Here is an 18,710-nt window from a genome sequence, read left to right as displayed (position 1 = left end):
CCGCGGCGGCGCCCGCCTTGTCTGCGCCCTTTTTCTCTGGGCGCAATGTGCCCGGACCCGGGCCGTCGCGCCCAGCGCCCGGCACCGCCCCTGCTACAGTGGTCGGCACAGCGGACACGCCGTAGGCTGGGTCCCATGGCTGAACAACTATGGACCCTGCCCGCCCTGACCATCCGGGCCGTTTCTCTCGGCACGATGGACAACAACGTCTACCTGCTCACGTCCCGGGAGACGGGCGCGCAAATCCTCATCGACGCCGCCGACAACGCCCCCGCCATCATGGAACTTCTTTCCGCCGGCGCGCGGGATTATGACGACACCGTTGGGGCGGACGACGCCGTTGTGGCGGACGACGCCGGCACTCCCGGCCGCTCGGCGGCCCGCCTGGCGCTGGTGGTCACCACCCACTCCCACTGGGACCACGTCCGGGCCCTGGCCGAGGTGGTCTCGGCGACGGGCGCGGACACGGCCGCCGGCGCGGCGGACGCGGCCGACATCGACGTCCCCACGGTGCAGGCGTTGTCGCACGGGGACCGCTGCGGTGCCGGCGACCTGGTTCTGGAGGTGATTGGCCTGCGCGGCCACACGCCGGGTTCGGTGGCGTTGTTGTTGCGGGTTCCCGGTGGCCCGGCACACCTCTTTACCGGGGACTCCCTGTTCCCGGGCGGGGTCGGCAATACGGGCGCGGATCCCGTCCGGTTCGCCCAGCTGATGACCGACGTGTCCGAAAGAATCTTTGCCGTCCTGGACGATGACACCATCGTCCACCCCGGCCACGGCGCCGGCACCACCCTGGGCGCCGAGCGCCCCGCCCTCCCCGAGTGGCGCGCCCGCGGCTGGTAGCGGCGCCGGAGGCTACGGCGCCGGGGATGCAGTCATCAGCTGGACAGGACGCCGATGAGGATGACCTCGATACTCGCTTGCAACCGCTGTTCGAGATCGAAAGGTTCCACAGGCCCGCGCAGCCAGTGGAAGAGCACTCCGAAGTACGCGTCGCGACACAGATGCCCAACCACATCCGGGTCAATATTGGATCGTACCTCGCCCCGTTCCTGCGCCTTCCTCACATGGGAGCCGAGCAGATCCGCCAAGTATGGATCATCGCGCATCGGGCCACCCGACTGCACCCAGGCATCGAAGATGCGCCGGGTCAGATCCCGGTGCTCGGAGTGCGATGAAGCGAGCTCGTGCACATATCGGGTGAGCAGGACAAGTAGTCCATGGGCTTCGAGCTTTTCGCCGTCGATGATGGCCTCGACCAACACGCGTCGGCGCGAGCCCCACTCCTGGATGAAGTCCGACTTCTTGGGGAAATAGTTAAACGCGGTCGCCCGCGCGACATCAGCCAACTCGGCAATCTCTTCCACCGATGTCTCGTGGAACCCTTTCTCCGAGAAGAGGCTCATGGCCGCGTTGTACAAGTTGTCGCGGGTGGATCGGGCGTTTCGCGTCCTGCGATCGGTCCGGGGACCCTCTCCGGTGGATTTCATGTCCGCAATCTCCCCAACTTTATCTCGAGGCCTCTTGACAAGGGGATCCTTGTCCACCCATAGTTTCACCTATTGGACTTGAGTCCAAAATTGGACTCTAGTCCAATACTACAACATTGAGGAGATGGCGGGCATGGCAAAGTTCGGACAAATGCGCAACGTGCGTCGGTCAGGCCGAATGCGAACGGCTGCCACGTTGGGCGCTCTTGCATTAATGGGGACGGTCTTGCAGGGCTGCGGGCAGACCGCCAAAACCTCCAACGTCGAACCCGTCGCCTTGACAGTCGCCAACAACTTCGCCCCCACCGGGGTCGTGCTCCCGCTGTACGCGGCCGACGTGCTGGGTTACTTCAAGGATGAGGGCCTCGACGTCAAGATCGATGCGCTGAAGAGCTCCCAGGATGCGCTCAACGCGGTGGACGCCGGCCGCGCCGACGTTGCCGTGACGAGCGCCATTCTGAGCATCGCAAATCAGCAGAAGAACTTGAAGACGGTGGCGATAGGCAATTCCATCGGTCGCCACTCCTACGGTTTCATGGTCGACAAGAAACTAGGCGTGCGCTCCTTGAAGGACCTGGAGGGCAAGACAGTGCTTGCAACCGCGGGATTCATCGTCGACGAGGCGAAGGCAGTGCTAAAGGAACAGGGAGTCGACCCTCAAAAGATCACGTTTGCGACCGTCAGCCCCGCCGCAATCCTCAACACATTCGTCGGGGGACAAGGAGACGCCTGGTTGACCTCGGTTCCGCTGGGAGAGGCAGCGGTCGCCAAGGACCGGCCCTCAAATCAGTTTCTTCTCTCCGACTACGGCGTCTCGATCCCCGACTACACGTATGCGGTGGCGCCGGGGAAGGTCAACTCGGACAAGGCGAAATTCAAGGCCTTCCTCACGGCTGTCTACCGGGGCCAGGAAGCTGCCATCAAAGACCCGGACGGTGTCGCCAAAAAAGTGGCCGAAAAGGTCCCCGGCCTAAAGGCGGAAACCGTCGCTGCCCAATGGAAGTCAACGATGCCGTTTCTCTGCAGTGCGAACGCCTCGGCCGGCTCGAGCCAAGCCTTCCAGGTCGCCGGCGACTGGAACCTGGCCAGCAAACTCTTGGCGGACATCGGGTTCACGAAGGGCAAGGTGGACGTGGAAAAGATGTACACGAACGACTTCGCCGGCACAGCGGTTGCATCGTGTCCCATCAAGGTTCCGTAGATGGACCGCGCACACGTAGAAGTCCGGAATGTCACGAAGGAATTCAGATCCTCACGGCGCACGGTCGAGGCGTTGCAGAACGTGACGTTTTCTGCCGCGCGGGGAGAGTTCGTCAGTCTGATTGGACCATCCGGATGTGGCAAGAGCACATTGCTCTCCCTTCTTGCCGGCCTGACCAACGCGACGCGCGGGGAACTCTCCGTTGATGGGGTCCCGACGAGTGGCCCCAACACGGCATCCGGGGTCGTGTTCCAGTCGGATCTGCTCCTGAGCTGGCGAACGGCCATGGAGAACGTATTGCTCCAATTCCAGATGCGCGGTCTGAAGCCCACCAAGGCGAATCGGAATCGCGCCGAGGATCTTCTCGAGATGGTCGGGGTGTCCGAGTTCCGAGATGCCTATCCACATGAGCTCTCGGGAGGGATGCGTCAGCGTGTTGCGATCTGTCGGGCGTTGGTCCACGAACCGAATCTGTTGCTAATGGACGAACCCTTCGGCGCGCTCGACGCGATCACACGCGAACAGATCAACTTTGACCTGGCGCGCATCGCAAGTGAGTCAGGAAAAACCGTCATTTTTGTCACGCACAGCATCGACGAGGCAGTCTTCCTCTCGGACCGTGTGGTGGTCATGTCGGGACATCCGGGGAGGGTCGCTGCACAGATCGACGTCGGGGTGCCCAGACCCAGAAGATCGTGGCCAACCAGCGGCTCGCAATTCGATGGTCCCACCCAGGCCGTTCGACGAGCCCTGGCGTCGGCATCAGCTGCGACGGGGGGCAGTCATGAATAAGGATGCGCGCAGGATCCTTGAACGGGAACGGGAGGGCCTTGACTTGATGTCGAAGCCGGTCTCCAACGATGGGCCGATGCGAAAGATCGCAGTAGGTGATGCTCTGTGGGGTGCCGGTGGATTTGCCCTGTTGGTCATTGGCTGGCAACTCGTGGTCACCTTGTCGGGCGTCCCCGAGACGACGCTGCCATCGCCAACAGATGTCCTGATGGAGGCGATCGCGAACGCCGATCTCCTCTGGGCATCTTGCGTGGTGACGGTTCGGGAGATTCTGATCGGCTTCGTGCTGGCGGCAGTCATTGGATTTGTTGTTGCCGTCGGACTCTCTGCGTCGCGTACGGCGCACAGGCTGGTCTATCCCTCGCTCGTTCTGATGAACTCTGTTCCCAAGGTCGCCGTAGCACCCCTTTTTCTCATCTGGTTCGGGTTCGGGGCCACAACAAATGCCCTGCTCGCGATGACCATTGCCGTGTTTCCCGTGATCGTCAATACCGCATTGGGCCTGGACGGCATCAGCGACGACTACGTGCGCCTGGGAAAGGTCATGGGCGGGAATCCGTGGCGGCTCTTCTTCCGAATCCGGCTGCCATCTGCACTCCCCAGCATTTTCGCCGGACTCAAGCTGGCCACCTCGTTCGCCACGATCGGAGCGATTGTCGGTGAGTTCATCGCCGGGCAGGAGGGTTTGGGATACCTTGCGCAGCTGTCCGCCGGCCAGCTCGAGACGGCGATCACATTCGCGGCGATTGTTGTCATGGCCATGATCGGACTCGCGTTCTTCTACTTGGTGGCGTGGCTCGAGGCGGTGCTGGTTGGGCCCAAGCAGCACTCACGCTAACCATCCACCACCACTCGGGCGGGCGCTTTGCCCTCGCCGACTTCTCTCAACGATTGGAAAACTGTGAATACCACACCGGATCAAGGCATCGAAGTAACATGGCTCGGACATGCCGCATTCTCGATCCGCTTCGAAGAGCATCATGTCCTCATTGATCCCTGGCTCGACAACCCGGCAAGCACGGGGGCCAAGCTCGATCCCGATCCCACCACCCTGCTGGTAACCCACGGCCACTTTGACCATCTTGGCCAGGCCGTCGAACTTTCGCTGGCTCATGGCATCCCGCTGATCGCACCCGGGGAGACGGGCATCTATTGCAAGGCTCAGGGGTGCGAAGCTCCCCTGATCAACCTGGGTGGGATTTACCGCCGCGGAAATCTGGCCGTCAAGTGCGTCCCCGCCGTTCACTCGACGTCCGTCGGCCCCGAGCGGGCCTACGGTGGATTGGCGGCCGGTTACGTATTGAACCTCGGAGGATTCCGTCTCTACCACGCAGGCGACACGGCACTATTTAGCGACATGAAGCTCATCAGCAGTCGCTACGCCCTTGATCTCGCTCTGTTGCCCATCGGCGGAACGTCGACAATGGGTCCGGAGGACGCCGTGGACGCCGTACGGCTGCTTGAGCCTCGCTTCGTCATCCCGATGCATTTCGACACGTGGGACTTCATTTCCCAAGACGCCCAGGCATTTGCCGCGCGCATTGAATCCGAGACCTCGGCCACGTGCATTCTCCTGGATCCGGGATCGTCGCACCTGTTCACCCGATAAGGGCCGGCATTGGCCGATCAACTACTTTCACTACAAGTTTGGAGTATTCCATGCAAGGACATGCAGAAATCGCTGGGGCCGGCCTGGCCGGTTTGAGCCTGGGCGCGCTGATCGCTGAACGCGGTTGGTCGGTGCGACTGCACGAGCGGAACGAGGCCGTGCGCGAGATCGGTGCCGGGATCTATCTCAAGCCGAACGGATTGCGAGCCCTGGCCGCCATTGGCGTCCTGGACCAGGTCAAGTCAGAAGGTACCCAGCTCACGGGCGAGTCCCGGCTTGACTCGCGCGGGTCAGTCATCGAATCACGGAAAACCACGGGTGCATCACAAATCTGGAGCATTCCTCGCGAAACCCTGATCCAGATCGTCCACCAGCGGGCACTTTCAAACGGGGCAGAGATCCTCACAAGTTCCCCCGTTGCATCGGCCTCAACTGACGGGCAGCTCATCCTTGGGGACGGGAGCGCCCAGCCCGCGGACCTGGTCGTAGCTGCCGATGGAGTGGGTTCTCTCGTGCGCGATGCCTTGGGTTTTGGCCAGCGCAACGAACGACTAAGCACAGTGGCCACTCGATACCTTGTCCCGACAAGGGATCTTTCGCCGGAGCCGATCCTGCGGGAATACTGGTCCGGTGCGCGGCGGATCGCGTTTGCGCCCAGCGGCCCGGACCACACCTACATCTATGTAATCTGCAGGGCAGATGATGCGCGCGGGCTTGCCCAACCGCTGGACATACAAAGCTGGTCGGAGTCCTTCCCGGTGTTGAAGGAGGAGGTCAAGGCCTTGGCGTCCTTCAACGCGGTCCAGCACAACTATCCACTGGTGAAGTGCCACACGTGGTCGCGCGGGCAAGTGGCGATCATCGGCGATGCTGCGCATGCCCTTCCCCCCACGTTGGGACAGGGCGCCAATCTTGCCATGAGCAATGCCTTGGGACTCGCCAGGAGCCTGGACGTCGCGGCCGACGTTCCGTCGGCTCTGCTGAGCTGGGAGCGGGAGCTGAGAAAGTATACCGAGATCACCCAGAACTGGTCGCTGCGCTACGACCGACTGACCTGGAACTGGCCCAATGGTCTCGACAGTGTCCGCAAGCGTCTGTTGTGGGCTTTGACCGTCCCCGTTATGCGCAAGCGAATCCATGTTGCCGACCGCATGGTGCCTGATCTGCTGACGTCGAGCGGACGCCCCGCATGAGCGGCGCGGCAGAGAGTCCTGCGCGCCCCGGCGGCGGACTCGGCTCGAACCGGCTGCGAGAACTCTTGGACCGGAAACCGGTGCTGATCGGCGCAATGGTCAATACACCGAGCCCCCGTCTCGTGGAGGTCTGCGGCCACGCGGGCTTCGACTGGCTCTTTGTCGACGGCGAACACGAAATGGTGGACTTGCGGGCCGCCTACGATCTTTGCACCGCGGCGGATGCTGTGGGAGTGCCCATCGCCGTCCGGGTGCCCTCCGGCCGCCCCGAGCTCCTCCTCGGGTTTGCCGAAGCCGGTGCCCATTGCGTAGTCGTTCCCCACGTACAGGATCGGACCGGCGCCGAAGCGATAGTGCGCGACCTCGCATACCCGCCACTGGGGCGCCGTGGCGTCCACTCGCGGACGCGGGCTTCAAACTATGGAATGCATCTGAGCCCGGTGGACTACTTCGCACTTGACGGAAGCCATGCCATGCCCATGGCAATGATCGAGGACGCCGCCGCAATCGAGGGCATCGAGGAGATCGTCCACGTTGATGGGCTGGACCTCTTCCTGGTTGGGCCGGGTGATATTTCCGGATCGTTGGGGGTCCCCGGTCAACTGCAGCACCCGGAGGTCGTTGCCCATGTCGAACGCGCGATGGGGGCGATTTCGCGCGCAGGCAAGGTGGCCGGTGTTCTTGCCTCGACCCCGGAATCGGCCGCCGCCTACGCCAAGATGGGGGCTCGGATGATCATGTGCTCCACCGGCGCGCTCTCGGGCAATGCATTCCACAACTTCCTCAAAGCGACCGGTTCCCTCCTGGCGTGAGTCGGCCTGGCTTAGGTCGGCGCCGTCAGAAGTACAGCTCGAAGCCGACCATTCCCCCGCCGGTCACCATGTCCACCTGGCGCCGGGCCTGGGCCTCGACGGGGTCCGGGGACAGGGCCGCCAGGTAGGTGCGGTGTTCGGCCAGTGAGGCCACCGCCTTTTCAATGCTGCCCGCACTGACGGGCTGCGCATGGGTGGGCTGCGGCGAACTGACCGCCACCCACCGGACCTTGTGCCGGGGCAGGCCCTCCTCGAGGAGCTCCGGAAAGATCCATTCGTTGTCGGCGTCGCCCACGGCGTCCAGCACGCTGCGGCCTACGGCCCGGTGGTCCGCACTGTTCCAGCGGCCCGGGCCCCAGTGGTCGCGGTGGTTGAGGGTGAGCACCAGATCCGGCTTCGTGCGTCGGATGTGCCGGGCAAAGTCGCGGCGCAGCGCGGGGCCTTCCTGCACGCGGCCGTCGGGATGGTCCAAGAAGACGAGGTCGCTGACGCCCACCCGGACACAGGCGTTCTCCTGTTCGCGGGTGCGCAGCGGGGCACTCTGCGCCGGGGGCAGGCCGGCGATGCCAGCCTCCCCGCGGGTCGCCACGAGGTACGCCACTTCCTTGCCGGCGGCCACCCATTCCGCCACGGCGGCCGCCTGGCCGTATTCGGGGTCGTCGGGGTGGGCCACGATGACCAGGGCGCGCTGCCAATCCTGCGGAAAGTCCGCCAGCTCGGTCATCGTCCCGCCCCGCCTTCCCATTTCTGCCCCACCATGAAGATCCGCCGGAACGGGAAAACGGTGCCGAACTCCGTGGCCGGGTAGGCCGCATCCAGCAACGCCGAGTATTCCGCCTCGAATTCCGCGCCCTGGCCGGGATCCAGTGCCTGCAGCACGGGGCGCAGGCCGGTGCCGCGCACCCAGTTCAGCACCGGCGCCTCCCCCGGCAGCAGCTGGTTGTACGTGGTCTCCCACACATCCGCCCGGCAGCCCCCACGCAGCAGGAGCTCATGGTACTGGGCAGGCTCCCACACGGCGTCGTCATGGCGCAGGACCCCGTCCAGCTGCTCGCGCCAACGCGGCGACTGCGCCACCTGGCGCATCAGGGTGTGCGACGGGGAGGTGAAGTTGCCCGGCACCTGCACGGCCAGCCAGGCCCCGGGCCGCAGCGCATCCAGCCACCGGGCCATGAGCCCCTGGTGCCCCGGCACCCACTGCAGGGCGGCATTGGAGACCACGACGTCCGTGTCCGGCCCGGGCATCCAGTCGCGCAGGTCCGCCACCGCATAGGCGAGGCCGGGGCGGCCCTGGCGGCCGTCGTCGCCCGCCCCGCCGTCGCCCGCCCCGCCGGAGAGGGCCCCGGCAGCGACCGCGGCAATCATCTGCGCCGAGCTGTCCAGGCCCAGCACCGCGGCCCCCGGCCAGCGCTCGGCCAGCGTGGCGGTCAGGGTGCCCGGACCGCAGCCCAGATCCACCACCTGGCCCGGCGCGGCGGCCGTGACGCGGGCGGTCAGGTCGAAGAACGGCCGGTCCCGGAAGTTGCCGAATTCCACATACTTCGCCGGATCCCAGCCCAATTGGTCCATTCCCATGGCGTTATCCTGTCACAGCCGCTCCCCATAGACTGGAAGGACCATGAATCTTCTTGAACAACTTTCCGGCCTGAACCCCACCTCCAGCGACGACGACGTTCTAGAGGCGTTCCTGGAATGGACCATGGACCGCGGGCTGGAACTGTACCCGGCGCAGGAAGATGCCACCATGGAACTGGTCAGCGGCAACAACGTGATCCTCTCCACCCCCACCGGTTCCGGAAAGTCCCTGGTGGCCGTCGCCGCCCACTTCAACGCCATGGCCCGGGGCGCGGCCAGCTACTACACGGCGCCGATCAAGGCGCTCGTCTCGGAAAAGTTCTTTGCCCTGTGCGAGATTTTCGGCGCGGAAAACGTCGGCATGATCACCGGCGACTCCTCCGTCAACCAGGACGCCCCCATCATCTGCTGCACGGCGGAGATCCTGGCCAACATCGCCCTGCGCGAGGGCGAGGACGCAGACGTCGGCACGGTCATCATGGACGAGTTCCACTACTATGCGGACCCACAGCGCGGCTGGGCCTGGCAGCTGCCGCTCCTGGAGCTCCCCCAATCCCAATTCCTGCTCATGAGCGCCACGCTCGGCGACGTCGCCCGCTTTGAAACCGAGCTCACGGAACTGACCAACCGGGTCACCACCACGGTGTCCTCGGCCGAACGCCCCATCCCGCTGCACTACTACTACGTGCAGACCGGCGTGCACGAGTCACTCGAGGAACTGCTTGCCACGAAGCAGGTCCCGGTCTATGTCGTGCACTTCAGCCAGGCCGAGGCCATCGACCGGGCGCAGAACCTGATGAGCATCAACGTGTGCACGCGCGCGGAGAAGGACAGGATCGGCGAGCTCATCGCCGGCTTCCGCTTCGCCGCCGGCTTCGGCAAGACCCTGAACCGGCTGGTCCGGCACGGCATTGGCGTCCACCACGCCGGCATGCTGCCCAAGTACCGCCGCCTGGTGGAGCAGCTGGCCCAGGCCGGGCTGCTGAAGGTCATCTGCGGCACCGACACCTTGGGCGTGGGCATCAATGTGCCCATCCGGACGGTGCTGATGACCGCGCTGAGCAAGTACGACGGCGTCCGCACCCGCGTGCTGCAGGTGCGCGAGTTCCAGCAGATTGCGGGCCGGGCCGGGCGGGCCGGCTACGACACCGCCGGCACCGTGATCGTCCAGGCGCCCGAGCACGTCATCGAGAACACGAAGGCCATGGCGAAGGCGCTGGCAAAGTTCGGCGACGACGCCAAGAAGCTGCGCCAGGTGGTGAAGAAGAAGCCGCAGCAGGGCTTTGTCAGCTGGGGCGAGCCCACCTTCAAGCGCCTGGCCGAATCCGTGCCGGAGCCGCTGACCTCCAGCTTCACCATCACGCACGCCATGCTGCTGAACCTGCTGGAGCGCCCGGGCGACCCCTTCCTGGCGGCACGGAAGCTGTTGACGGAGAACCACGAATCCCCGGCGGCGCAGCGGCGGCTGATCCGCAAGGCCCTGGGCATCTACCGGGAGCTGCTCGGTGCCGGGATCATCGAGCGCATACCGGCGGACGAGCTCGAGGCGGACGGGCGCACCGTCCGGCTCACCATGCACCTGCAGATGAACTTTGCCCTGAACCAGCCCCTGTCCCCGTTTGCGCTGGCCGCGCTGGAACTCTTGGACCCGGAGTCCCCCGGCTATGCGCTGGACACCATCTCCGTGATCGAGTCGACGCTGGAGAAGCCCCGGCAGATCCTCTCCGCCCAGCTCAAGCGCGAACGCACCGAAAAGGTGACCGCCATGAAGAGCGAGGGCATCGAGTACGACGAACGCATGGCCATCCTCGACGAGGTCACCTACCCGCAACCGCTCGGGGACATGCTGTTTGCCGCGTTTGAGGTGTACCGCAAGGCCGCCCCCTGGGTCGGTGACTTTGAGCTGAGCCCCAAGTCCATCGTGCGGGACCTGTACGAGCGCGCCATGAACTTTGGCGAATACGTGCAGTTCTACTCGCTGGCCCGCTCCGAGGGCATCGTGCTGCGCTACCTGACGGACGCGTACAAGGCGCTGCGCCAAACCGTGCCGCAGGACGCGCTGCGCGAGGACCTGGCCGACATCATCGCCTGGCTGGGCGAGATGGTCCGCCAGGTGGACTCCAGCCTGCTGGACGAGTGGGAGAAGATGACCTCCGGCGAGGTGGAGGGACCGGCCGTCGAGTCCGCCGTGCCGCCGGCCCCGCCGCGGCTCACCGACAACCACCGCGCCTTCCGGGTCATGGTGCGCAACGAGATGTTCCGCCGCGTGGAGCTCGCCGCCGACGACGACTTTGAAGCCTTGGGCGCGCTCGACGGCGACCACGGCTGGGGTGCCGACCGGTGGGCCGACGCCCTGGATGCGTACTGGGACGAACACGAATACCTCGAGTCCGGCCCGGCCGCCCGGGGCCCGGCGCTGCTGGACATCACCGAAACCCCCGACACCTGGACGGTGCGCCAGACCCTGGCCGACCCCGCCGGCAACCACGACTGGGTCATCACGGCCACGGTGGACCTGGACGCATCCAACGAGGCCGGTGCCGCCGTCGTGCGCCTGAGCGACTTCAGCCGCCTGTAGGGCCGCCGCAACGGCCCGGGCGCACGTCGCCGCGGCGCCCGGCCACCGGATATGCTCGTTTTATGAGTCTGATTCGTCCCGCATCCCCCTCCGATGTCCCCGCCATCCTTGGCATGATCCACGACCTGGCCGTCTATGAAAAAGAGCCCGACGCCGTCCGGAACACCCCGGAGATGCTGCATGCGAGCCTCTTCGGGGAGAACCCGCAGGCCTTCGCGCACGTGGTGAACGGCGACGTGCCCGGTGAGCCCATCGTCGGCTTTGCCCTGTGGTTCCTGAACTACTCCACGTGGGAGGGCACGCACGGGATCCACCTCGAGGACCTCTACGTCCGCCCCGAGGCCCGCGGCGGCGGCCACGGCAAGGCACTGCTGCGCACGCTGGCCCAAATCGCGGTGGACCGCGGCTATGCCCGGGTGGAGTGGAGCGTGCTGGACTGGAACGAACCGTCCATCAACTTTTACAAGAGCATCGGCGCGGCCCCCATGGACGGCTGGCACGTCTACCGGCTCGACGGCGACCGGCTGGGAACCTTTGGCGCGCGCGCCGGCGCGGCCCGCGGCGAAGCCGCCAAGGCCTCCGTATGAGCGCGGGCCAACCCTACGCGATCCGCCAGATGCGGATGCGCGACCACTGGTTCACCGCCCCCCTGGACCATGCGGAGCCAGCCGGCCCGTCCATCACCTTGTATGCCCGGGAAATCTCCGATCCGGCCCTGGATGGCCAGGGACTGCCGTGGCTGCTGTTCCTGCAGGGCGGCCCGGGCGGGCGCGGCAACCGGCCCGTGGCGCTCAACGGCTGGCTGGCCGAGGCCGCCAAGACGTTCCGGGTGCTGATGCTGGACCAGCGCGGCACCGGCCTCTCCACCCCCGCCAACCGGCAGACCCTGCCGTTGGTGGGGGACGCCGCCGCGCAGGCCGACTACCTGGCCCACTTCCGGGCCACCGACATCGTGGCGGACGCCGAGCTCATCCGTGCCGCCCTGGGCTCGGGCCCGTGGTCCATCTTCGGCCAAAGCTACGGCGGCTTTTGCGCGCTGAGCTACCTGTCCTTCGCTCCCGCGGGGCTGCGTGAGGTGATCATCACCGGCGGTCTGGGCCCCTTGGCCGGCCCGGCGGACCAGGTCTATGAGGCCACCTTCGCCCGGCTGATGGCGCGGAACGCCGAATACTTTGCGCGGTTCCCGCAGGACCGGCAAATCGTCACCCGCATCATCTCCCACGCGGCGGCCGTGCCCGAGTTCCTGCCCACGGGGGAACGRCTGACCCCGGAGCGCCTGCAAATGCTCGGCAACTTCTTTGGCGGCAATACCCGCATCGACACCCTGCACTACTTGCTGGAGGACGCGTTTGTGCCCACGCCCGACGGCGACCGGCTCTCCGACGGCTTCCTGGCCCAGGTGTCCGCCCAGGTGGGCCGCGCCGCCAACCCGCTGTATGCGCTGATGCACGAGTCCATCTACGTCCAGGGCGCCGCCAGCAACTGGGCCGCGGCCCGCGTGCTGGCCCGGCACCCGGAGTTCCACCCGGACGCGGCCGAGCCCCTGCTRACCGGGGAGGCCGTGTACCCGTGGTACTTCGAGCAGGACCCCGCCCTGGCCCCGCTGCGCGAGGTGGCCGAATTGCTCGCCGCCCGCACAGAGGGCTGGGGTGCCCTGTACGACCCCGTGCAGTTGGGGCGCAACACCGTCCCGGTGGCCGCCGCCGTCTACTCGCAGGACATCTACGTGGACCGGGACATCTCCGTGGCCACCGCGGCCGCCGTCAACGGCCTGCAGGTGTGGGAGACCGCCGACTTCCACCATGACGGGATTGCCGACGACGGCGAAGGCATCTTCGCCCGCCTGCTGGGCATGGTCCGCGGCACCCCCGGCGAGGCATCCGCCGTCGCCCCGTAGGCTGGATCGCTTCGGCGGGGCCCGTCCGGGCCCCGCCGCGGGTGTTCGGGCTACTTGGCGACGGACTTCCGGCGCTGGGTGAGCAGGCTGGCGACGATCGCAACGGCCATGGTGCCCAGGATGACGGCCAGCGAGACGAAGGTGGGGATCTCCGGCGCCCAGGCGATGGACTTGCCGCCGTTGAGGAACGGGAGCTCGTTGACGTGCATGGCGTGGAAGATCAGCTTGATGCCGATGAACGCCAGGATCACGGACAGGGCGTGCTTAAGGTAGATCAGCTTGTCCATCAGGCCGCCGAGCAGGAAGTACAGCTGGCGCAGGCCCATCAGGGCAAAAATGTTGGCCGTGAAGACGATGAAGGCGCTCTGGGTCAGGCCGAATATGGCCGGGATGGAGTCGACGGCGAACAGCAGGTCCGTCAGGCCGATGGTGACAAAGACAATCAGCATGGGGGTGAAGATCCTCTTGCCGCCGACCGTGGTGCGCAGCTTGGCGCCGTCGTAGCGCTCGGTCATGGGGATGAGCTTGCGCACCCGGCGGATCAAGGCGTTCTCGGTGGCCTCATCGGATTCCTCGTCCTCCGGGCGGCTTTGCTTCCACGCCGTCCAGAGCAGGAACGCGCCGAAGACGTAGAAGATGGCGCTGAACTGCTCGATGACCACGGCGCCGACCATGATGAAGATCCCGCGCAACACCAAGGCGATGATGATGCCAACCATGAGCACGCCCTGCTGGTAGGCGCGGGGCACGGCGAACCGGGCCATGATGATGATGAAGACAAACAGGTTGTCGATGCTCAGGCTGTATTCGGTGACCCAACCGGCCACGAACTGGGCGCCGAATTCCGGGCCGGTGAACAGGAACAACAGGGCGGCAAACACGAGCGCCAGGGCCACGTAGAAGCCGACCCAGAGCCCGGCCTCCTTCATGGAGGGGAGGTGCGGGCGTTTTATGACGATCAAAAGATCGGCGAGCAGGATGAGTCCGAGGACGGCAAACGAACCGATCTCAAACCAGACGGGCAGAGTATGCACAGGGTACCTTTCCAGGCATGGCGGAATGACATAAGTCTCTCCGCCGCCGGAACGCGACCGCTACACCCGGCGCGGCAACGGTGCCGCACGTGCTGACGTGTATAGCGCTTGGGATACTCCCCTACTTCTCGTTAAGTCTAGCCGAGAATTTGCCCCGCATGATTCGTGGCCGCTCAGGCGTGGCCGGCCTCGCGCATTTGCCGGAGCTCCTTTTTCAGGTCCTGGACCTCGTCGCGCAGCCGGGCGGCCAGCTCGAAGTGCAGGTCCGCGGCGGCGCCGTGCATTTGCGCGGTCAGCTCCGCGATCAGTCCCATCAGGTCCTCGGCGGGCCGGGCCGCCAGGCCGCCGGGGCGGACCGCCGGCTTACCCTTGGCCTTCTCCCGCTTGGACCGGGCCTCCTCCAGCAGCGCCGCGGTGTCGGCATCCTCCCGGGCCAATTGGTCGGTGATGTCGGCAATCCGCTTGCGCAGCGGCTGCGGGTCCAGGCCCCGCTCGGTGTTGTACGCCACCTGGATTTCGCGGCGGCGGTTCGTTTCGTCGATGGCAAACTGCATCGAGTCGGTGATTCGGTCCGCGTACATGTGCACCTGTCCGGAGACGTTGCGGGCCGCGCGGCCGATGGTCTGGATCAGGGACGTGGAGGAGCGCAGGAACCCCTCCTTGTCGGCATCAAGAATGCTCACCAGGGACACTTCGGGCAGGTCCAGGCCCTCCCGCAGCAAGTTGATGCCCACCAGCACGTCAAAGACGCCCATCCGCAGTTCGCGCAGGAGCTCCACCCGGCGCAGGGTGTCAACGTCGGAGTGCAGGTACTGGACCTTGATGCCGTTGCCCAGCAGGTAGTCGGTGAGGTCCTCGGCCATGCGCTTGGTCAGCGTGGTGACCAGCACGCGCTCGTTCTTCTCCGTCCGTTCGCGGATCTCCCCCAGTAGGTCGTTGATCTGGTCCTTGGAGGGCTTGACGATGATTTCGGGGTCGATCAGGCCGGTGGGCCGGATGATCTGCTGGACGTAGCCGTCGGACTTGCCGAGCTCGTACTTGCCCGGCGTGGCGGACAGGTACACCGTCTGGCCCACGCGCTCGAGGAACTCGTCCCACTTCAGCGGCCGGTTGTCCATGGCGGAGGGCAGCCGGAACCCGTGGTCGACCAGCGTGCGCTTGCGGGACATGTCGCCCTCGTACATGGCCCCGATCTGCGGCACCGTCACGTGGGATTCGTCGATGACCAGCAGGAAATCGTCCGGGAAGTAGTCCAGGAGGCAGTGCGGGGCGCTGCCCTGCTCACGGCCGTCGATGTGGCGGGAGTAGTTCTCAATGCCGTTGCAGAACCCCATCTGCTCCATCATCTCCAGGTCGTAGGTGGTGCGCATGCGCAGCCGCTGGGCCTCGAGCAGCTTGTTTTGGCCCTCCAGCTCCCCGGTCCGGACCGCCAGTTCGTCCTCGATCGCCTTCACCGCCCGGGCCATGCGCTCGGGCCCGGCGACATAGTGCGACGCCGGGAAGACATACATTTCCGTTTCTTCGCGAATCACCTCGCCGGTGAGCGGATGCAGCGTGTAGATGTTCTCGATCTCGTCGCCGAAGAACTCAATGCGCAGCGCCTGTTCCTCATACATGGGGATGATTTCCACGGTGTCCCCGCGCACCCGGAACGTGCCGCGGTGGAAATCGATGTCGTTGCGCGCGTATTGCATGCTGACGAACTTGCGCAGGAGGTCATCCCGGTTCATCGTGGCCCCGCGCGTGAGCGTGACCATGCCGGAGACGTATTCCTCGGGCGTGCCGAGCCCGTAGATGCAGGAGACGGTGGCCACCACGATCACGTCGCGCCGGGTCAGCAGCGCGTTCGTCGCCGAGTGCCGCAGCCGTTCCACTTCCTCGTTGACGGAGGAGTCCTTTTCAATGAATGTATCCGACTGCGGCACATAGGCTTCGGGCTGGTAGTAGTCGTAGTAGGAGACGAAGTATTCAACGGCATTGTTGGGCAGCAGCTCCCGGAATTCGTTGGCCAGCTGCGCCGCGAGGGTCTTGTTTTGCACCAGGACCAGGGTGGGGCGCTGCACCTGTTCGATCAGCCAGGCCGTCGTGGCGGACTTGCCCGTGCCCGTGGCACCGAGCAGCACCACGTCCTTTTCGCCGTTGGTGATCCGTTCGGTCAGGTCCTTGATGGCGGCGGGTTGGTCGCCGGCCGGTTGGAAATCGCTAATGACCTCAAAGGGGGCAACAACCCGACTGATCTCCTGCGCAAGACTCATGGCCTTAACGCTACCGCTGATGCCGGCCCCGCGAACACAGCGGGCGCAACATCCGCGAAAACCCCCAGGGACCGCCGTCCACGGCGCGCCGGCGTCAAGCTAGCGGGCCCGCCAGCCGCTGCGGCGCATCCACGCCTCCACTGCGGGCACGGCCCCGGCAAACCACGGCTCCTTGGCGTCGGCGTAGCCGGCGGTGGACGCATCCCCCGCGTGCGCGCGGGCGGTTTCCCGCTTCATGGACGCGTAGGCCCCGCGTGCCGCGTCGTCCGAACGCAGCCAGTCGCGAAACGCCACCGCCAGCACGGCCCCCGGCGACCCGTGCACGCGCACGTGCAGGTTGACGGGCCGGCCGGGATCGGCCGCGTTGTGGAAGCGCTTCTCCCAGCGGCCGCCGGCCCCGGCGCCGTCGAACGCATGGGCGGTGTCCCACCACTCGCCCTCGCGGCGCGGGAAACCGGCCCGGGCCAGGGCGGGCGCGGCGGCATCGGCGTCGGCGAGGCTGCGCACCGTCAGCTGCAGGTCCAGAACGTCCTTGGCGGCCAGCCCGGGGACGGAGGTTGACCCGATGTGCTCAACCGCGACCGCCGCGTCACCGGCGGCGAGGCCGATCCGCGCGGCCAGCCGGGCGGCCTGGGCCGGCCAGGCAGGGTCGGGCCCGGTGATCACGGCGGGACCGGCGGGAAGCGCGGGCCGGCCCGCGGCAAGGTTGGCCGCGAATGGCACGAGCCGCCCGTGCCAGAGCGCATCGAGGGCCGCGACGGCCGCCTGCGAGGTCCCCGAGTTGTCGAGCACGACGTCGGCGCCCGCGAGCCGTTGCTCCCGACCCACCTGCGCGGCCATGCGGGCCGCGGCCTCCGCCGCGCTCATGCCGCGGTTTTCCGCCATGCGCCGGCGTTGCGTCTCTTCCGGCGCGTCCACGACCACCACCAGGTGGAAGGCCGCGCCCTGCCCGGTCTCCACCAGCAGGGGGATGTCCTGCACCACGATGTCGGTGGGGGCGGCGGCCCGGTGCAGCGAGTCGGCGGCGGCACGCACCAGCGGATGGATGATCCCGTTCAGCGCGGCCAGCTTATCCTTGTCGGCGAAGACGACGGCCCCCAGGGCGGGCCGGTCGAGGGAGCCGTCGGCGAGCACCAGCCCGGGCCCAAACGTCTCCACGACGGCGGCCAGCCCCGGCGTGCCCGGCGCCACCACGTCGCGGGCCAGCCGGTCGGCGTCGATCACCACCGCACCCAATTCACGAAAGTGCGCGGACATCAGGGACTTGCCGGCAGCGATGCCACCCGTGAGACCAATCGAAAGCATGACTCCACCCTAGACCGAACCCGCTCACCGCACGGACGGGCACGCCCGCCGCCGCGGGCCGCGAACAATCACTAGACTGGGGTCGGTGACCGGGAATCAGACTTCAGCGACGAGCTACCTCACGGTGGACGGAAGCCACCGCCACGAGCTTGACGTCAAGCGCTCCCGCTTCATCACCTACCTGCGCCGGGTGGAGTCGGAGGAAGCCGCCCGCGACGTGGTCGCCGAACTGCGCAAGACACACTTCGATGCCCGGCACCACTGCAGCGCGTACATCGTGGGCCCCGACCGGACCCTCCGGCGCGGCAACGACGACGGCGAGCCGGCCGGCACGGCCGGTGTCCCGATGCTTGAGGCGCTGGCCCAACGGGAAACGGCGCCGGGCAGGCACGAGCTCAGCGACGTCATCGCGGTCACCGTCCGCTATTTTGGCGGGATCCTGCTGGGCGCCGGAGGGTTGGTGCGCGCCTACTCCGACTCGGTCTCGAGCGCCCTCGACCAGACTCCGCTGGTCCGGCGGAACAGGCTGCGCCGCTTCACCGTCGCCGTGCCCCATGCCACGGCCGGGCGGCTCGAGCACGAGTTGCGCGCGGCCGGCTACGTGATGACCGGCAACGCGTACGACGCCCGGGACACCCGGGTGGGCCTCGCCATGGCGGACCACCCCGGCACCATCGCGGCGGCCCGTGACCGGCTGGCGTCCCTCACGGCGGGTGCCGGTGAGCTCGTCGACGCCGGCGCCGAGTGGGTGGACGTCCACTGAGCCCGCCACACCCATCCCTCCCACCCCACCCCGCCCATCCCCGCCCGTCCCGTCCTTCAACTGACTGTGAGTCTTAGTGGTAGCTGGTCTGGGACTGGCTGGCAGAGTGGGTACTAGCCGTTCCGCCCCGTGGATGTGACTCTTCAACTGACTGGCTCCGTTTGGATGCCTTGTGCGGGACCTGTCCATTCATGGGGTGGTCGGCC

General features: G+C 66.5%; 17 protein-coding genes. 11 read left to right on the top strand and 6 right to left on the bottom strand.

Translation table 11 applies throughout. The features are described 5' to 3' along the window. Nucleotides 1-135 precede the first annotated feature (135 nt). Nucleotides 136-843, top strand: coding sequence for an MBL fold metallo-hydrolase (locus AB4Y80_RS07780; RefSeq protein WP_442213390.1), 708 nt, complete (start codon nucleotides 136-138; stop codon nucleotides 841-843). A gap of 35 nt (nucleotides 844-878) precedes the next feature. Here the strand turns inward: AB4Y80_RS07780 and AB4Y80_RS07775 are convergent, their stop codons facing one another. Beyond that, nucleotides 879-1,406 (bottom strand): TetR/AcrR family transcriptional regulator, encoded by a 528-nt coding sequence (locus AB4Y80_RS07775; protein ID WP_442213388.1) that lies wholly within the window; start codon nucleotides 1,404-1,406, stop codon nucleotides 879-881. 217 nt (nucleotides 1,407-1,623) lie between these two features. Between AB4Y80_RS07775 and AB4Y80_RS07770 the strand changes: the two genes are divergently transcribed. From AB4Y80_RS07770 to AB4Y80_RS07745, 6 genes are all read left to right on the top strand, one after another. Beyond that, on the top strand, nucleotides 1,624-2,691 hold the full coding sequence (locus tag AB4Y80_RS07770) for an ABC transporter substrate-binding protein (RefSeq protein WP_442213386.1): 1,068 nt from the start codon (nucleotides 1,624-1,626) through the stop codon (nucleotides 2,689-2,691). Then, nucleotides 2,692-3,483 (top strand): ABC transporter ATP-binding protein, encoded by a 792-nt coding sequence (locus AB4Y80_RS07765; RefSeq protein ID WP_442213384.1) that lies wholly within the window; start codon nucleotides 2,692-2,694, stop codon nucleotides 3,481-3,483. A gap of 46 nt (nucleotides 3,484-3,529) precedes the next feature. Further along, nucleotides 3,530-4,321, top strand: a complete 792-nt coding sequence (locus AB4Y80_RS07760; protein WP_442213382.1) for an ABC transporter permease — start codon at nucleotides 3,530-3,532, stop codon at nucleotides 4,319-4,321. A gap of 63 nt (nucleotides 4,322-4,384) precedes the next feature. Further along, nucleotides 4,385-5,092, top strand: coding sequence for a metal-dependent hydrolase (locus AB4Y80_RS07755; RefSeq protein ID WP_442213381.1), 708 nt, complete (start codon nucleotides 4,385-4,387; stop codon nucleotides 5,090-5,092). Between the two features lie 50 nt (nucleotides 5,093-5,142). Next, complete coding sequence (locus tag AB4Y80_RS07750; protein WP_442213379.1) at nucleotides 5,143-6,285, top strand: FAD-dependent oxidoreductase; 1,143 nt, start codon at nucleotides 5,143-5,145, stop codon at nucleotides 6,283-6,285. Beyond that, nucleotides 6,282-7,097 carry an HpcH/HpaI aldolase family protein gene (locus AB4Y80_RS07745; RefSeq protein ID WP_442213377.1) on the top strand — a complete coding sequence of 272 codons (816 nt, stop codon included), beginning with the start codon at nucleotides 6,282-6,284 and terminating at the stop codon, nucleotides 7,095-7,097. Before AB4Y80_RS07750 ends, AB4Y80_RS07745 begins: the two co-directional genes overlap by 4 nt. Nucleotides 7,098-7,122: 25 nt before the next feature. Here the strand turns inward: AB4Y80_RS07745 and AB4Y80_RS07740 are convergent, their stop codons facing one another. After that, nucleotides 7,123-7,821 carry a PIG-L deacetylase family protein gene (locus AB4Y80_RS07740; RefSeq protein ID WP_442213374.1) on the bottom strand — a complete coding sequence of 233 codons (699 nt, stop codon included), beginning with the start codon at nucleotides 7,819-7,821 and terminating at the stop codon, nucleotides 7,123-7,125. Next, nucleotides 7,818-8,672 (bottom strand): trans-aconitate 2-methyltransferase, encoded by an 855-nt coding sequence (locus AB4Y80_RS07735; RefSeq protein WP_442213372.1) that lies wholly within the window; start codon nucleotides 8,670-8,672, stop codon nucleotides 7,818-7,820. The genes AB4Y80_RS07740 and AB4Y80_RS07735 overlap by 4 nt, the downstream gene beginning before the upstream one ends. A gap of 43 nt (nucleotides 8,673-8,715) precedes the next feature. Between AB4Y80_RS07735 and AB4Y80_RS07730 the strand changes: the two genes are divergently transcribed. From AB4Y80_RS07730 to AB4Y80_RS07720, 3 genes are all read left to right on the top strand, one after another. Continuing rightward, complete coding sequence (locus tag AB4Y80_RS07730) at nucleotides 8,716-11,250, top strand: DEAD/DEAH box helicase (protein WP_442213370.1); 2,535 nt, start codon at nucleotides 8,716-8,718, stop codon at nucleotides 11,248-11,250. Nucleotides 11,251-11,312: 62 nt separating this feature from the next. Further along, nucleotides 11,313-11,837 (top strand): GNAT family N-acetyltransferase, encoded by a 525-nt coding sequence (locus AB4Y80_RS07725; RefSeq protein ID WP_442213368.1) that lies wholly within the window; start codon nucleotides 11,313-11,315, stop codon nucleotides 11,835-11,837. Further along, the gene (locus AB4Y80_RS07720; protein ID WP_442213366.1) at nucleotides 11,834-13,147 is read left to right on the top strand and encodes an alpha/beta fold hydrolase; all 1,314 of its coding nucleotides are present in this window, start codon (nucleotides 11,834-11,836) and stop codon (nucleotides 13,145-13,147) included. The genes AB4Y80_RS07725 and AB4Y80_RS07720 overlap by 4 nt, the downstream gene beginning before the upstream one ends. A gap of 50 nt (nucleotides 13,148-13,197) precedes the next feature. Here the strand turns inward: AB4Y80_RS07720 and AB4Y80_RS07715 are convergent, their stop codons facing one another. The 3 genes from AB4Y80_RS07715 to coaE all read right to left on the bottom strand — a co-directional run bounded on the left by AB4Y80_RS07715 (nucleotide 13,198) and on the right by coaE (nucleotide 17,741). Then, nucleotides 13,198-14,181: a TerC family protein gene (locus AB4Y80_RS07715; RefSeq protein WP_442213364.1), complete on the bottom strand. Its 984-nt coding sequence runs from the start codon at nucleotides 14,179-14,181 to the stop codon at nucleotides 13,198-13,200. Nucleotides 14,182-14,354: 173 nt separating this feature from the next. Beyond that, on the bottom strand, nucleotides 14,355-16,436 hold the full coding sequence (gene uvrB / locus AB4Y80_RS07710; protein WP_442213363.1) for an excinuclease ABC subunit UvrB: 2,082 nt from the start codon (nucleotides 16,434-16,436) through the stop codon (nucleotides 14,355-14,357). Nucleotides 16,437-16,535: 99 nt separating this feature from the next. Then, nucleotides 16,536-17,741, bottom strand: coding sequence for a dephospho-CoA kinase (coaE, locus tag AB4Y80_RS07705; protein WP_442213361.1), 1,206 nt, complete (start codon nucleotides 17,739-17,741; stop codon nucleotides 16,536-16,538). An 85-nt stretch (nucleotides 17,742-17,826) separates the two neighbouring features. Between coaE and AB4Y80_RS07700 the strand changes: the two genes are divergently transcribed. Continuing rightward, nucleotides 17,827-18,504 (top strand): IMPACT family protein, encoded by a 678-nt coding sequence (locus AB4Y80_RS07700; RefSeq protein ID WP_442213359.1) that lies wholly within the window; start codon nucleotides 17,827-17,829, stop codon nucleotides 18,502-18,504. Nucleotides 18,505-18,710 lie beyond the last annotated feature (206 nt).

Source organism: Specibacter sp. RAF43, assembly GCF_052114065.1.
Lineage (GTDB): Bacteria > Actinomycetota > Actinomycetes > Actinomycetales > Micrococcaceae > Specibacter.
The sequence above is the reverse complement of the archived record's forward strand: the minus strand, read 5'-3'. Positions and strand labels throughout refer to the sequence as shown.

Excerpts from the sequence above, each read along its gene's own strand:
- AB4Y80_RS07780 (WP_442213390.1), top strand. The coding sequence starts at position 136 with ATGGCTGAACAACTATGGACCCTGCCCGCCCTGACCATCCGGGCCGTT.
- AB4Y80_RS07775 (WP_442213388.1), bottom strand. The coding sequence starts at position 1,406 with ATGAGCCTCTTCTCGGAGAAAGGGTTCCACGAGACATCGGTGGAAGAG.
- AB4Y80_RS07770 (WP_442213386.1), top strand. The coding sequence starts at position 1,624 with ATGGCAAAGTTCGGACAAATGCGCAACGTGCGTCGGTCAGGCCGAATG.
- AB4Y80_RS07765 (WP_442213384.1), top strand. The coding sequence starts at position 2,692 with ATGGACCGCGCACACGTAGAAGTCCGGAATGTCACGAAGGAATTCAGA.
- AB4Y80_RS07760 (WP_442213382.1), top strand. The coding sequence starts at position 3,530 with ATGTCGAAGCCGGTCTCCAACGATGGGCCGATGCGAAAGATCGCAGTA.
- AB4Y80_RS07750 (WP_442213379.1), top strand. The coding sequence starts at position 5,143 with ATGCAAGGACATGCAGAAATCGCTGGGGCCGGCCTGGCCGGTTTGAGC.
- AB4Y80_RS07745 (WP_442213377.1), top strand. The coding sequence starts at position 6,282 with ATGAGCGGCGCGGCAGAGAGTCCTGCGCGCCCCGGCGGCGGACTCGGC.
- AB4Y80_RS07740 (WP_442213374.1), bottom strand. The coding sequence starts at position 7,821 with ATGACCGAGCTGGCGGACTTTCCGCAGGATTGGCAGCGCGCCCTGGTC.
- AB4Y80_RS07735 (WP_442213372.1), bottom strand. The coding sequence starts at position 8,672 with ATGGGAATGGACCAATTGGGCTGGGATCCGGCGAAGTATGTGGAATTC.
- AB4Y80_RS07730 (WP_442213370.1), top strand. The coding sequence starts at position 8,716 with ATGAATCTTCTTGAACAACTTTCCGGCCTGAACCCCACCTCCAGCGAC.
- AB4Y80_RS07725 (WP_442213368.1), top strand. The coding sequence starts at position 11,313 with ATGAGTCTGATTCGTCCCGCATCCCCCTCCGATGTCCCCGCCATCCTT.
- uvrB (WP_442213363.1), bottom strand. The coding sequence starts at position 16,436 with ATGAGTCTTGCGCAGGAGATCAGTCGGGTTGTTGCCCCCTTTGAGGTC.
- coaE (WP_442213361.1), bottom strand. The coding sequence starts at position 17,741 with ATGCTTTCGATTGGTCTCACGGGTGGCATCGCTGCCGGCAAGTCCCTG.